This window comes from Nocardia sp. CC213A (assembly GCF_030766805.1).
In the GTDB taxonomy this organism is placed as follows: domain Bacteria; phylum Actinomycetota; class Actinomycetes; order Mycobacteriales; family Mycobacteriaceae; genus Nocardia; species Nocardia otitidiscaviarum.
On record NZ_JASFXA010000001.1, the window covers coordinates 221,900 to 235,190 of the forward strand.

The following is a 13,291-nucleotide window of genomic DNA, read 5'->3' on the forward strand; positions in this document are numbered from 1 at the left end:
ACCATGTCACCACACGACGATTCACGCTACGACGTCGCCATTGTGGGCGCGGGGGTCGCGGGCAGCACGCTCGGTGCGATCCTGGCCCGCCACGGTTTGGCGGTGCTGATCCTCGACGCGGGCACGCACCCCCGCTTCGTCCTCGGCGAATCGGTCATCCCCTACGCCTCGGTCATGATGAAGGTGCTGGCGGAACGCTACGACGTGCCCGAACTGGCGGCGCTGTCGAACTTCCGCGACACCACCGAGCGCGTCAGCACCATGTGCGGGCAGAAGCAGAACTTCGGATTCGTCTACCACCGCCACGGCCGGCGACCGGATCCGGCACTGGCCAACCAGATCGTGCTGCCGACCTGGTTCCGGAACGAATCCCATTGGTTCCGGCAGGATATCGACGCCTACCTGTTCACCACCGCCGTCCGCTACGGCGCCACCCACCGGTTGAACACCCGCGTCGCCGACATCCAGATCGACGCCGCCGACGGCGTCACCCTCGAATCCACCACCGGACAGCGGTTCCGGGCGCGATACCTGGTCGACGCCAGCGGGTTCAATTCGCTGGTCGCCGAGCGCTTCGGACTGCGCGAGCAGCCGACGCGGGCACGCACCCACTCCCGCACCCTGTTCACCCATATGGTCGGCGTCGCCCCGTTCGACGAGGTCTCCGACATCCGCTACGGACAACCCAATCCGTGGCACAACGGCACCCTGCACCACGTCTTCGAGGGCGGCTGGCTGTGGGTCATCCCGTTCGACAACCACGATCGGTCCCGGAATCCGCTGTGCAGTGTGGGGCTGACGCTGCTCGACCGCACCGACCCCGAACAACGCCCGGCGCCCGAGCGGGAGTTCGAGGACTTCCTGCGCCGCTTCCCCGCCGTGGCGCGGCAGTTCCGCGACGCCCGGACCGTTCGGCCGTGGGTGAGCACCGGACGCCTGCAGAATTCGGTGTCACGCACGGTGGGCGACCGCTACTGCCTGACCGCGACCGCCGCCGGCACCGTCGACGCCCTCTTCTCTCGCGGTATCGCCAACTCGTTCGAGATCGTGAACGCACTCGCTCGGCGGATCATCGACGCGGCGAGCGAGAACGACTGGGCCACGGCACGATTCGCCGACATCGACAGCATGCAGCAGCGCCTGTTCGATGCCCACGACGATCTCGTCTATGCCTCGTACGTGGCCTTCCGCGACTACGAGCTGTGGAACGCCATGATCCGGGTGTGGGACACCTACAGCTTCTACGCGGCCGCCAGCCTGGAGCATATCCTCGGCAAGTACGTGATCAGCCGGGACGACAGCCTGTTCCGCGGTCGCGAGGGCGGCGACTCCGCGCTCGCGCGGGGGCTGCGGGAACTGCTGGTGACGGCGCGGACGATCTGCGGGGCCGTCGAGCGCGGTGAACTCGACGCGCGCGTCGCCGCGGGCAAACTCATCGATCACCTCAACGCGGAACGCTTCTGGCCCGACTACATGCCGCACGGCAAACCCGAGATCAAGTTCTTCGATATGAACCAGGAGCTGGCGATGCGGGTGATGCACTGGTCACGCACCGAAGCGCCGCACCGGATCAGAGAGTCGTTCGCCTGATGACCCGCACCGGCAGTGCACACAGTCATATCCGGGGCCGCTTCGATCCGGCGGCGGTCGCGGCCGCCATCGCCGGATCCGGGCTGCTGCGCGACTATGTGGTCTACGAGCGCGCGGGACGCTGGCTCATCGGCGGCAATCCCGTCGGAGCGGTCACGGTCGGCCCCGGCTGGCTGTACTCGACGGTGGGCGGCGAGTTCACCGAGAGTTGGACCGGATCTCCGTGGCCGCGGGTCCACACCGCTCTGCGCCGCTGCCCGCATCCACGGTGGCGCGCGCTCGGCTGGGCCAGTTTCGAACTGGCGCATCCGACCACGGCCGATACCGCCGAGGTGCTGGCCCACGTGATGGTGCCCGGTATCGAGATCGAGGTGACCGCGGACGCGGTGCGCGTCCACACCCACGACGGGTCACCGGAACCGATGCTCGCGGACCTGGTCGCGGGCCTGCCCGACGCTGCGACGACCCCGATCGCCGTCGACGCGCTCGACCCGGACTATCTGCACCGGGTCGAGCGGGCGGTGGCGCGCATCCGCGGCGGTGAGCTGGAGAAGGTGATCCTGTCGCGGACCGTGGAGGTGCCCTTCCCGGTGGATATGCCCGCGACCTACGTCGCGGGTCGCCGCGCCAACACGCCTGCCCGCTCCTTCCTGCTGGACCTCGGCGGGTGGCAGGCCGCCGGATTCAGTCCGGAAACCGTGCTGGAGGCGGACGCCTCCGGACGTGCGGCCACCCAACCGCTCGCGGGCACCCGGGCCCGGACCGGCGCGCACCGGTCCGATGAGCTGCTGCGCACGGAACTGCTGGGCGATCCGAAAGAGGTGTTCGAACATGCCATCTCGGTGAAACTGGCATTCGAGGAGATGGCCGGGGTCGGACGGCCCGGCGCGACCCGGGTGAGCGAATTCCTCACCGTCAAGGATCGTGGCAGCGTGCAACATCTGGGCTCGCGCGTGGAAACCTCACTGGCCCACTCGCGGACCGCCTGGGACGCGCTCACCACGGTCTTTCCGGCCATCACCGCCTCCGGCATCCCGAAGGCGGCGGCGTGCGCGGTGATCGACGCGCTCGAACCCGAGCCGCGCGGGCTCTACAGCGGTGCGGTGCTGCTCGCCGACAGCACCGGCGCGCTCGACGCCGCCCTGGTCCTGCGCGCGGTCTATCAGCGCGCGGGACGGGCCTGGTTGCGCGCGGGCGCGGGGATCGTCGCGGCGTCCACACCGGAGCGTGAGCACGAGGAGACCCGCGAGAAGCTGGCCAGCGTCGCACCGTACGTCGTTCCGGCGCACTCCGCGCCGCGATCACCCGAGGAGGGTGGCGGTCGGCCCGCGGTCGCCGCGCCTACCGTTCGGTGAGGAAGTCCACGCAGGAGCGGATGGTCGCCAGCCGCGGGTAGTCGTCCTCCTCGATGCGGGCGCCGCGTGCGGCGGACAGCCGTTCGATGAAGGTCAGGTAGTCGATGGAGTCGAGTTCGAGGGTGGCGCGCAGGGAGTCGTCCTCGGACACGGCCCGCAGATAGGACTCGGGGGCGAAGCCGCGCAGTGCGGTGCGGACCGTGGTCTCGGCGGTGTCGCGGGACATGGCGGCGGTCATGGGATCACAGCTCCTCGGGATGCTGGAGAAGTTCGGACAGGGTGTGCAGGAAGCGAGCGCCGACCGCGCCGTCGGAGGCGCGGTGGTCGGCGGAGAGGGTGGCGGTCACCTGGGACCGGACGCCGAGCAGGCCGTCCACGGCGCACGGGCGCTCGGTGATCGCGCCGAAGCCGACAATGGCGACCTGGGGCGGCGGGATGACACCGAAGACCGAATCCACGCCCAGATCACCGAGATTCGTGACGGTGAGGGTGGCGGGGGTGGCATCGGCCGCACGCAGCTGACCGTCACGGGACCGGGCGACGATGCCGCGCACCGCCGCCATGATCGCGGGCACCGAGAGGGTGTCGGCACGCGGCACGGTGGGCACGATGATGCCCCCGCCCCGCAGCGACACCACCACCCCCAGATCCACCCGCTCGGCGGGTTCGAACCGGCCGTCGACCCAGAACCCGTTGACATCCGGCACCTTCCGCGCCGCCAACGCGGTAGCGCGCAACAGCAGCGCCGCGGGCAGCACCCGCTCGCTCACGGCCAGCCGCCGATTCGTCGCCCGCAACCACCCCACGGCAGCCGCCATATCGATGGTGCTCGACAGATAATAGTGTGGCACAGTCTGTTTCGACCGCGTCATCGCCGCCGCGATCATCGTCCGCACCGCCCCCGCGTCACGCGTATGCCCGGCAGCCCCCGGCCCCACAGCCGCGGCGCCCGGAACCCCCACACCAGCGCCACCCGACGTACTCGTGATTCCCACGGAACCATCCGGAATACTGGCGAACTCTGCGGCGTCGCCCGGAGTACCCACATGGCGTATCGATTCCCGATGTGCCGCACGGATATCGGCGGCACGCAGGGCCCCGCCGGGACCGGTGCCGGTCACCTCGGCGAGATCGACGGCCAGTTCACGTGCGACACGCCGGGCATAGCCCGATGCCCGCACATGAAGTCGGTAGTCCGCGCGACCCGTTTCGGCGGTCTCCGCCTGCCCACTGCCACGCTCCGCCGCTACGACATCCACGCCTGGCTCGGAAGGAGCGGCCGGTCCCGCATCGGGGCGGATCAGGTCGCTCTCGCCCCGCCCCGCGACGTGCTTCGATCGAGACGTGGCCTTCATCGACTGGGCCGCAAGCTTCTTCGGCGGCACGATATCGTCCGGCCGACGGTCGCCCGTGTTCGGCCGACCGAGATCCCTTCGGGGGCCTGTGTCACTCGCCGATCGCGCGGGATACGGCTGCCCTGTCTCCGCCTGCGTCGAGGCTCCCGCATCGCCCGCGCGATCCACGGCGTTGTCGAGTCCAGTGGCTGGCGACGTACCGGTGCGCTCCGCCGCGACCCGCTCGATATCGGCGCGCACGATACGGCCGTCGGGACCCGACCCGGCGACGGTCGCGAGATCGATTCCGGCCTCCACGGCCAATCTGCGCACCAACGGCGTCACGCGAATCTCGCGGAGCGCCATACCGTTTCCGGTGTCGTCGGCGGACGACCGCAATCCGGGGGCGGATCCCACCGCACCACGCTCGCGGGACTCCGAACCGGACGACGGCGACGATACCTCCGCGACAACCCGCGGCGGGAGTTCGCTGTCCGCAACGGCCGACGGGAAGAACGCGGTCTCCGCAACGGCGGACGAGAACTCGGTCTCGGCGTCACCCCGCGGTGCTGCCCCCAACTCCGCCACTGCCCTCGGTGCTGCCCCCGACTCCACCACAGTCCCCCGTGCTGCCTCCGGTGCTGCCCCGGTCTCCGCGACACGCTGCCTGTCCGCGAGAGACTGCAACCCGGGGGCGGCCGCAGCGGTCGCCCCCCGCCGGGGTTCGGGTTCCCCGGTGCTCGCCGATGGGTTCACAGCGCCCGCCGGTGAGTCCCCAGCGCTCGGCGGTGAGTTGCCAGCGCCCGCCGTTGCGTTCACAGCGCCCGCCGCGTCGGGCGGGGGCGGCGTGGAACCGGTCGCCGGTTCGATGGTGGCCAGGACCGCGCCGACCGGGACGGTTTCCCCTGCGGGGACCAGGATCGTCCCGATGACACCGTCGTCGAAGCATTCGATCTCGATGGCGGCCTTGGTGGTGTCCACCTCGGCGATGACATCGCCCGCGTGCACCGTCTCGCCGGGGTGCACCATCCAGTGCAGCAGGGTGCCCTCGGTCATGTCGGCCCCGAGGGAGGGCATGCGGAATTCGGGCATTCATCTCACCGCTTTCCGGACGGCGTCGACCACCGCGTCCACCCGGGGCAGCGCCGCCTCCTCCAGGTGCCGGGCGTACGGGATGGGCACCTCGGCGGTGCAGACCCGTGCGGCGGGGGCGTCGAGATCCCAGTAGGCGTGTTCGGCGGCGCGGGCGACGATCTCGGCGGCGATGCCGACGCTGCGCCAGCCCTCGTCGACCACGACCAGACGGTGGGTGCGCGACACCGATTCCAGCAGGGTGGTCTCGTCCAGCGGGCGCAGGGTGCGCAGATCGAGCACCTCCGCCGCGATGCCCTCGGCCGCCAGTTCCTCGGCGGCGGCCAGCGCGGTGCGCAGGGTGCCGCCGTAGGCGACGACGGTGGCGTCGGTGCCGGGGCGGCGGATGGCCGCCCGCTCGATATTCACCGCTCCGGCGTCGGCGGGCAGCTCGTCCTCGATGTTGTAGAGCGCGATGGGTTCGAAGATCAGCACCGGATCGGGATCCCGCAGCGCTGTCCAGAGCATGCCGCGAGCGTCGGCGACGGTCGCCGGCGACACCACCCGCAGCCCCGGGATATGCGCGTAGAACGCCTCCAGGCTGTGCGAATGCTGCGCCGCCAGTTGCCGTCCCGCACCGGTGGCCAGGCGGATCACCAGCGGCACCCCCAGCTGCCCGCCCGACATGTGCCGCAGGGTGGCGGCGTTGTTGAGGATCTGATCGAGGGCGAGCAGGCTGAAATTGCCGGTCATGATCTCGACGATGGGCCGCATACCGCCCAGCGCCGCACCGATTCCCGCGCCCACGAATCCGGATTCGCTCAGCGGGGTGTCCCGAATCCGCTCCGGCCCGTATTCCTCCAGCAGACCGCGGCTGACGCCGAAGCAGCCGCCGTACGCGCCGACGTCCTCCCCCATGAGGAAGACGCGGTCGTCGTGATCGAGGGCCTCCCGCAGCGCCTGTCGCATCGCCTCCCGATAGGTGATCATGATGTCGGCTCTCCGTAGACGTAGCGGGTCAGGTCGGCGACCGGTTCCAGCGGTCCGGAGCGGCCGGTGGTGACGGCGTCCTCGAGTTCGGCCGCTACGGTCGCCTCGAGCTCTCGCAGCGCCGTCTCGTCCACCACGCCTTCGGCGAGCAGACGTGTCCGCAGTCGCGGAATCGGGTCGCGCGCTTTCCATTCCTCGATCTCGGCCTTGTCCCGATAGCGGTCGGCGTCGTACAGCGAGTGCGCCCGGAACCGGTAGGTGCGCAGTTCCAGGAAGCACGGTCCCGCTCCGCCGCGTATCGAGGTCACCGCGCGCCGGGTCGCCGCGGCCACGGCCTCCGCGTCCATCCCGTCGACCGGCCACGACATCAGTCCGTAGGACGCGGCTCGCAGCGCCAGATCGGTCGCGGCGTGCTCCCGGGCCAGCGCGGTGCCCATGGCGTAGCGATTGTTCTCGCACGCGAACAGCACCGGAAGCCGCCACAGCGCGGCCAGATTCAGCGACTCGTGGAATTCGCCCTCGGCCATCGCGCCCTCACCGAACAGGCATACGGTCACCCGTGGCCGCTCGCGCATCGCGTCGGCGAGCCCCAACCCCACCGCGACCGGAAGTCCGCCGCCGACAATGGCATTGCCGCCGTAGAAGCGCCGCTGGGCGTCGAACAGGTGCATGGAGCCGCCCCGGCCCCGGCTGCATCCGGTGGCGCGGCCGAACATCTCGGCCATGAGCGTCGGCAATGGGATGCCGCGGGCGATGGCGTGCCCGTGTTCGCGGTAGGTGGACACCACCGCGTCGTCGGGGCCGATCTCGCGCAGCAGTCCGGCGGCCACCGCCTCCTCTCCGATGTAGAGGTGCAGGAAGCCGCGGATCTCCTCGGCGCTGTAGAGCCGCACACAGCGTTCCTCGAAGCGGCGGATGCGAATCATGGTGCGCAGCAGGTCGATCCGTTCTTGGACGGAGAGGCTCCCGGTGGCGTCGAGCGCGGTCACGACACGCCCTCCAGGGTCGACACGTCACCCTCGGGCAGGCCCAGTTCGCGAGCCTTGAGCAGCCGTCGCATGACCTTGCCGCTGCGGGTGTGCGGCAGGCTCTCGGTGAATTCGATGCGTTTGGGCGCGACCGCCCCGAGTGCGCGCCGCCCGAAGGCGGTGATCTCGGCCCGCAGGTCGTCGTCGGGACGGAAGCCCGGGCGCAGCAGCACGAATGCCTTCACCAGCTCACCCGCGACCGGGTCGGGGGTGCCGATCACGCCGACCTCGGCCACCGCCGGATGCGACATGAGCGCGCTCTCCACCTCGAACGGCCCCACCAGATGTCCGGCCGACTTGATCACGTCGTCGGCGCGGCCCACGAACCAGTAGTAGCCGTCGGCATCGCGGCGCGCGAGATCGCCGGTGAGGTACCAGCCGTCCGCGAACGCCTTGGCGTAGCGCTCGGGATCGTTCCAGTACCCGCGGAACATCGAGGGCCACCCGGCCCGTAGCGCCAGCTCCCCCACCTCGTCGGTGTCGGCGAGGGTGACGGCGCCGTCGGTGACCGCGGCCCGGCCGTCGCCACCCCGGCGCAGGACGGTGACCTCTATTCCGGGCAGTGGACGTCCCATCGAGCCGGGCCGCACCTGCGCGGCGGCCAGATTGGCGATCATGATCGCGCCGGTCTCGGTCTGCCACCAGTTGTCATGCGCGGGACGGCCGAACACGCGATCGCTCCACACCACGACCTCGGGATTGAGCGGCTCCCCGACGCTGGCGATGAACCGCAGGTGCGACAGATCGGTGCCGGGCGGCAGTTCGTCGCCGCGGCGCATGAGCATGCGCAAAGCGGTGGGCGCGGTGTACCACACCGTCACCCGCTCGTCGGTGAGAACGCCGAACCAACGCTGCGGATCGAATTCGGCCTCGTCGCAGACCAGGGTGACGCCCAGGCTGAGCGGAGCGATCACCCCGTAGGACATGCCGGTCACCCAGCCCGGATCGGCGGTGCACCAGAAGATGTCGCCCGCCCGCAGGTCCAGCGCGTAGCGCGCGGTGACGCGGTGGGCGAGCACCGCCCCGTGCACATGCACCGCGCCCTTGGGTTTTCCGGTGGTGCCGCTGGTGAAGTGCAGCAGCGCCGGATCCTCGGAATCGGTTCGCACCACCTCGAATTTGTCGGAGGCCGCGAACATGGCCAGCGACAGATCGAGGGTGTCGTCCTCCTGCGGTGCCTCGATATCGGCGGCGTCGGTGACCAGCACGTGGCGCAGCGCGGGCACCTCGGCACGAATGGGAGCGACCTTGCGGTGATAGAGCTCCACCGTGGTGACCAGCGTGCTCGCCCCCGAGATCGCCAGCCGCTGCCGCACCGGCTCCGGCCCGAAGGCCGAGAACAGCGGGGACACCACGCACCCCGCCTTCCACGCGCCCAGAATCGCGATATACAGCTCGGGCGTGCGGTTCAACAGCACGCACACCCGGTCACCGCGCCGCACCCCTTGACTGCGCAGCACATTCGCGAACCTGTTGCTCAACCCGGCCAAGTCACGGTAGCTCAGCACACTGACATGTCCGGCCACATCCCGGCAGCGCAGCGCGACGGCGTCCGCGAGCGGCGTGCCCAGATGCCGGTCCACGGCCTCATGGGCGATGTTGACCCACCCCCGCGCCATCGTATCGAGATCGAATCGAGCGGCCTCCCAGGAGAATTCCCGGCGCGACAGGTCGTAGTCGGTCATGGTGGCGTCGGCCCGCTCCCGCGCCGACTTCTCGATGGGCTCCCACCGCACGGACGCGGTCTCCGGGACGCCATTCCGGTTCTCGGTCATTGTCGAACCTCCCGCAGTCAGTGAACGACGGCCGCCGCCAGCTCCGGCAGGGCGCAAAGACCATCGCCGCGGGGACCTCGGTCGCCTCTCGCCCCGGCGCGGTCGATCGGTGACCATGGTCCCGCCGGAACGGGGTATCAGGCCCCTCATCGAATCGGCCGCCACTGGGCAGGCTCGACGTATGACTACGAACTCACCTCGCATTTCGGTCGTCTTCGCCACCGCGCAGGGGTCGACCCGCGATATCGCCGAATTCATCGGTACCGAACTGGAGAGCCGCGGGGCGGTCGTGGAGATCGCCGAGGTCGAGCACGCACCCGATCTCTCGCGCTTCGACGCGGTGGTGCTGGGCAGTGCCGTGCACAATATGGCGCTGCTGCCCGCGCTCGAGGAGTACGTGCGGTCGCATCGGGACGAGCTGAGCGTCCGTGACGTCTGGCTGTTCAGCGTGGGGCTGGGACCGGCACTGAGCGGTCCGATCGGGCGGCGGTACGGCCGTCTGGTGCCCCAGCGGATCGCCGCTGTCCGCGATTCCATCGCGCCGCGTGATTACCGGGCGTTCGCGGGGCATTACGAACGCGTCGGGGTCTCGCTGTGGGCGCGCATCCTGTACCGGGTCCTGGGCGGCGGACGCTACGGCGATCTGCGCGACTGGACCGCGATCCGGGTGTGGACCGACTCCATCGCGCGCACGCTCGGCCTCCCGGCGGCACAGTCCACCTCCATGCACCCCTGACGGGGCGACCGGCCCGGAAGGACCGCCATGACCATCCGCCACGCACCGCTGTTCGTCATCGCCCTGCCCGTCGTGGTGGCGGGGCTGCAACTGGCGGGCATGCCCGCCTCGATTCTCTGGCTCGCACTGCTGCTGCTCGCCGCGCCGGTGCTGATGCTGCTGCTCATGCCCGCCGATATCCGTACCCCGCGCGCCGCGCCGCGCTCGGCCGGGCCACGCTGAAAAGGGTTGATGTACAAGTGCGTTCCACCATCCCACTCGGACGGGTGGCGGGCATCAAGGTCGGTGCGAACTGGTCGGTGCTCGTCACCATCGGACTGTTCACCTGGGTGCTCGGCAGCTTCCTGGCCGACACCGCGCGTCCCGCGGCGGTCTGGGCCGCCGCCGTCATCGGAGCGCTGACGCTCATCGCCTGCCTGCTGGTACACGAGCTCGCGCACTCGATCGTGGCGCGTCGCAGCGGGATCGGTGTAGATGGCATCACGCTGTGGCTGCTCGGCGGGGTATCCGAACTCGCCGACGAGCCCGAGGACGCGCGCACCGATCTACGCGTCGCACTGGCCGGTCCACTCGCGAGTCTGGGCTTGGCCGCACTGGCCTTCGGCGCGGCGACCGTCAGCGCCCTCGCCATCCCGGACGGGCCGGTCACCCCCACGCTGGTCTGGCTGGCCTCGGTGAATGTCATTCTCGGCGTGTTCAATCTGCTGCCCGGGGCACCCCTCGACGGCGGCCGGGTACTGCGCGCCATCCTGTGGTGGCGCGGCGGTGACCGGTTGCGGGCCGCGACCACCGCGGCGCGCAGCGGTCGGGTGCTCGGCACGGTGCTGATGCTGGTCGGCCTCGCCGAACTGCTGCTGTTCGGCCACCTCGGCGGACTCTGGCTCATCCTGCTGGGCTGGTTCCTGAGCGCCGCCGCCAATGCCGAGTTGTCCGTGGCCGGGCTGCGGCATCGCCTGGCCGACCATCGGGTGGGCGATGTCATGACGCCCGAGCCCATGGCCCTTCCCGCCGACTGGACCGTCGCCAGGCTGCTGCGCTCGGAAGCGCCCGATACCGGGCATCGGGTGTTCCCGGTGGTCGACCATAGCGGGCGACCGGTCGGTGTGCTCGCCTGGGCCGATCTGGTCGCGGCGGATGAGCGGTACCGCGACGGCATGAGCCTCGGCGACCTCGCCCGAAAGCTGCCCACCAGCGCGGTCGTCCACGCGGACGACCGACTCGCCGACGTGGCATCCCATACCGTCCTGCGACCCAATCTCGACGCGGTCGCGGTGGTCGACACCGGTGGCAGGCTGACCGGCCTGCTCACCGCCACCGACATGGTGCTCGCCTGCCAGCGGTCCGCACTCGGCATACCCGTTCATCACCACCGCGGGAGGCTCCCATGACCTCGGTACCGGTGCTGCGCGACGAACCGCAGCAGATCTTCCACGACCGCCGTGAAGCGGGGCGGGTACTCGCGCGGCTGCTCGAGCACTACCGCCACGATCCCGACGTGATCGTGCTCGGGCTGGCGCGGGGCGGCGTTCCGGTCGCCTGGGAGGTGGCGGCCGCGCTCGGCGCGCCGCTGGACACCCTCATCGTGCGCAAACTCGGCGCACCCGGAAATCCCGAATTCGCCATCGGCGCGCTCGCGGGCGGCGGCCGCCTGGTGCTCAACGACGACATCGTGCGCGGTCTGCGGCTCACCGCCGAGCAGGTGCGCACCATCGCCCGCGAGGAGGCCCGCGAGCTGCGTCGCCGGGAATCCGCCTACCGGGGTGAGCGCCCGCCGCTGGACGTGGCCGGGCGCACCGTCGTCCTGGTCGACGACGGCCTGGCCACGGGCGCGAGCATGTTCGCCGCCATCGAGGCCGTGCGGGCCGGTGAGCCCGAGCAGGTGGTGGTGGCGGTTCCGGCCGCGCCGGAATCGACCTGTCACGAAATGCGCGGCCTGGTCGACGATCTGGTCTGCGCGACCATGCCGTCCCCCTTCCTCGCGGTCGGCGATTCGTTCTGGAACTTCACCCAGGTCACCGATGACGAGGTACGGCTGCTGCTCGCCACCCCGACCACCGACGTCACACCGCGGGTGACCGATCCGGTCGCGATGCTGCGCGCCGCCGCCGTGGCCGCGCCGGCCGGCGTTCCGCCCGACGACGCATTGCGCGATCTCATCGGCGACGCCCGGTTCGTGCTGATCGGCGAGAGTTCGCACGGCACCCACGAGTTCTACGCCGCACGCGCCGAGATCACCCGCCGCCTGATCGTGGACCACGGCTTCCGCGCCGTCGCGGCCGAAGCGGATTGGCCCGACGCCTACCGCGTCGACCGATTTGTGCGCGGACACGGCACCGACGGTTCCGCCACCGAGGCGCTCGGCGGCTTCGAGCGATTCCCCTCCTGGATGTGGCGCAATGTGGTGGTCCGCGACTTCGTCGACTGGCTGCGCCGCTACAACGACCTCTCGGCCCAGGGAGCTCAGGCCGGGTTCTACGGGCTGGACCTGTACAGCATGCACCGGTCCGTGCGGCGGGTGATCGACTACCTCGAACAGGCCGACCCGCTCGCCGCGGAACGTGCCAAACGCCGCTACGGCTGCTTCGACCGCGGCTCCGGCGAGGACGGCCAGTCCTACGGCTTCGCGGCGGCCTTCGGTTCCGGCGAGTCCTGCCAGGCCGAGGTGGTGCGCGAACTGGTGGATCTGCAACGCAATGCCGCCGCGCTCATGGACGTCTACGACGGCGACGCCTACTTCGACGCGCTGCGCAACGCGTGGACCGTGCGCAATGCCGAGGCGTACTACCGCGCCATGTTCGGCGACCGGGTGAGTTCGTGGAACCTGCGCGACGAGCATATGGCCGACACCCTGGACGCCCTGGCCCGCCATCTCGACCGTCCCGGCGCGCCCGCGCGGATCGTGGTGTGGGCGCACAACTCCCATATCGGTGATGCCCGCGCCACCGAGATGGCCGCCGACGGTCAGCTCACCCTCGGCCAGCTGATCCGGGAGCGGCACGGAAGCGCCTGCCGCACCATCGGTTTCACCACCTCGCGGGGCACGGTGACGGCCGCCAGCCACTGGGACGGCCCGAGCGAGCACAAGATCGTGCGTCCGGCCCTGGCCAGCAGTATCGAAGAACTGCTGCACGACACCGGCATGCCGGCCCTGTTCCTGCGCACCGACCATCCCGAGGCCGCCGAGGTCCTGGCCGACACCCGGCTCGAACGCGCCATCGGCGTCATCTACCAGCCGCGCACCGAACGCCAGAGCCACTACTTCCACGCGCGTCCGGCCGACCGCTACGACGCCGTGATCCACATCGACCACACCACGGCCCTGGAACCGCTGCGCCCGGAGACCATTCGCCACGCGACCGGAGGACCTTCGGCCGTAGCCGACCGTCATCGGCACGAGAGACGCTGACAGCAC

Annotated in this window: 11 protein-coding genes; 6 read left to right on the top strand and 5 right to left on the bottom strand. The window is 70.5% G+C overall.

Annotated features, from left to right (window positions below):
* Positions 1–3 precede the first annotated feature (3 nt).
* Both QJS31_RS01010 and QJS31_RS01015 read left to right on the top strand, forming a co-directional pair.
* Positions 4–1,590, top strand: a complete 1,587-nt coding sequence (locus tag QJS31_RS01010) for an NAD(P)/FAD-dependent oxidoreductase (protein WP_282780099.1) — start codon at positions 4–6, stop codon at positions 1,588–1,590.
* Positions 1,590–2,945: a salicylate synthase gene (locus QJS31_RS01015; RefSeq protein WP_282780101.1), complete on the top strand. Its 1,356-nt coding sequence runs from the start codon at positions 1,590–1,592 to the stop codon at positions 2,943–2,945. Before QJS31_RS01010 ends, QJS31_RS01015 begins: the two co-directional genes overlap by 1 nt.
* On the opposite strand, the gene QJS31_RS01020 is transcribed toward QJS31_RS01015, so the two are convergent.
* The 5 genes from QJS31_RS01020 to acsA are packed head-to-tail and all read right to left on the bottom strand — an operon-like array spanning position 2,932 to position 9,143.
* Positions 2,932–3,183, bottom strand: a complete 252-nt coding sequence (locus QJS31_RS01020; protein ID WP_039818864.1) for an acyl carrier protein — start codon at positions 3,181–3,183, stop codon at positions 2,932–2,934. The genes QJS31_RS01015 and QJS31_RS01020 overlap by 14 nt on opposite strands.
* Before the next feature lie 4 nt (positions 3,184–3,187).
* The gene (locus QJS31_RS01025) at positions 3,188–5,371 is read right to left on the bottom strand and encodes a 2-oxo acid dehydrogenase subunit E2 (RefSeq protein ID WP_282780104.1); all 2,184 of its coding nucleotides are present in this window, start codon (positions 5,369–5,371) and stop codon (positions 3,188–3,190) included.
* The gene (locus tag QJS31_RS01030; RefSeq protein WP_306355904.1) at positions 5,372–6,343 is read right to left on the bottom strand and encodes an alpha-ketoacid dehydrogenase subunit beta; all 972 of its coding nucleotides are present in this window, start codon (positions 6,341–6,343) and stop codon (positions 5,372–5,374) included.
* Positions 6,337–7,329, bottom strand: coding sequence for a pyruvate dehydrogenase (acetyl-transferring) E1 component subunit alpha (gene pdhA, locus QJS31_RS01035; protein ID WP_349239523.1), 993 nt, complete (start codon positions 7,327–7,329; stop codon positions 6,337–6,339). The genes QJS31_RS01030 and pdhA overlap by 7 nt, the downstream gene beginning before the upstream one ends.
* Positions 7,326–9,143 (bottom strand): acetate--CoA ligase, encoded by a 1,818-nt coding sequence (gene acsA / locus QJS31_RS01040; RefSeq protein ID WP_282780106.1) that lies wholly within the window; start codon positions 9,141–9,143, stop codon positions 7,326–7,328. The genes pdhA and acsA overlap by 4 nt, the downstream gene beginning before the upstream one ends.
* 181 nt (positions 9,144–9,324) lie before the next feature.
* Between acsA and QJS31_RS01045 the strand changes: the two genes are divergently transcribed.
* From QJS31_RS01045 to QJS31_RS01060, 4 genes are read left to right on the top strand one after another with little or no spacing between them, the layout of a single operon-like run.
* Positions 9,325–9,879 (top strand): flavodoxin domain-containing protein, encoded by a 555-nt coding sequence (locus QJS31_RS01045; protein WP_282780107.1) that lies wholly within the window; start codon positions 9,325–9,327, stop codon positions 9,877–9,879.
* 27 nt (positions 9,880–9,906) lie between these two features.
* Complete coding sequence (locus tag QJS31_RS01050) at positions 9,907–10,101, top strand: hypothetical protein (protein ID WP_282780109.1); 195 nt, start codon at positions 9,907–9,909, stop codon at positions 10,099–10,101.
* Between the two features lie 17 nt (positions 10,102–10,118).
* Complete coding sequence (locus QJS31_RS01055; protein ID WP_282780111.1) at positions 10,119–11,267, top strand: site-2 protease family protein; 1,149 nt, start codon at positions 10,119–10,121, stop codon at positions 11,265–11,267.
* Positions 11,264–13,285 carry an erythromycin esterase family protein gene (locus QJS31_RS01060; protein WP_306355731.1) on the top strand — a complete coding sequence of 674 codons (2,022 nt, stop codon included), beginning with the start codon at positions 11,264–11,266 and terminating at the stop codon, positions 13,283–13,285. Before QJS31_RS01055 ends, QJS31_RS01060 begins: the two co-directional genes overlap by 4 nt.
* Positions 13,286–13,291 lie beyond the last annotated feature (6 nt).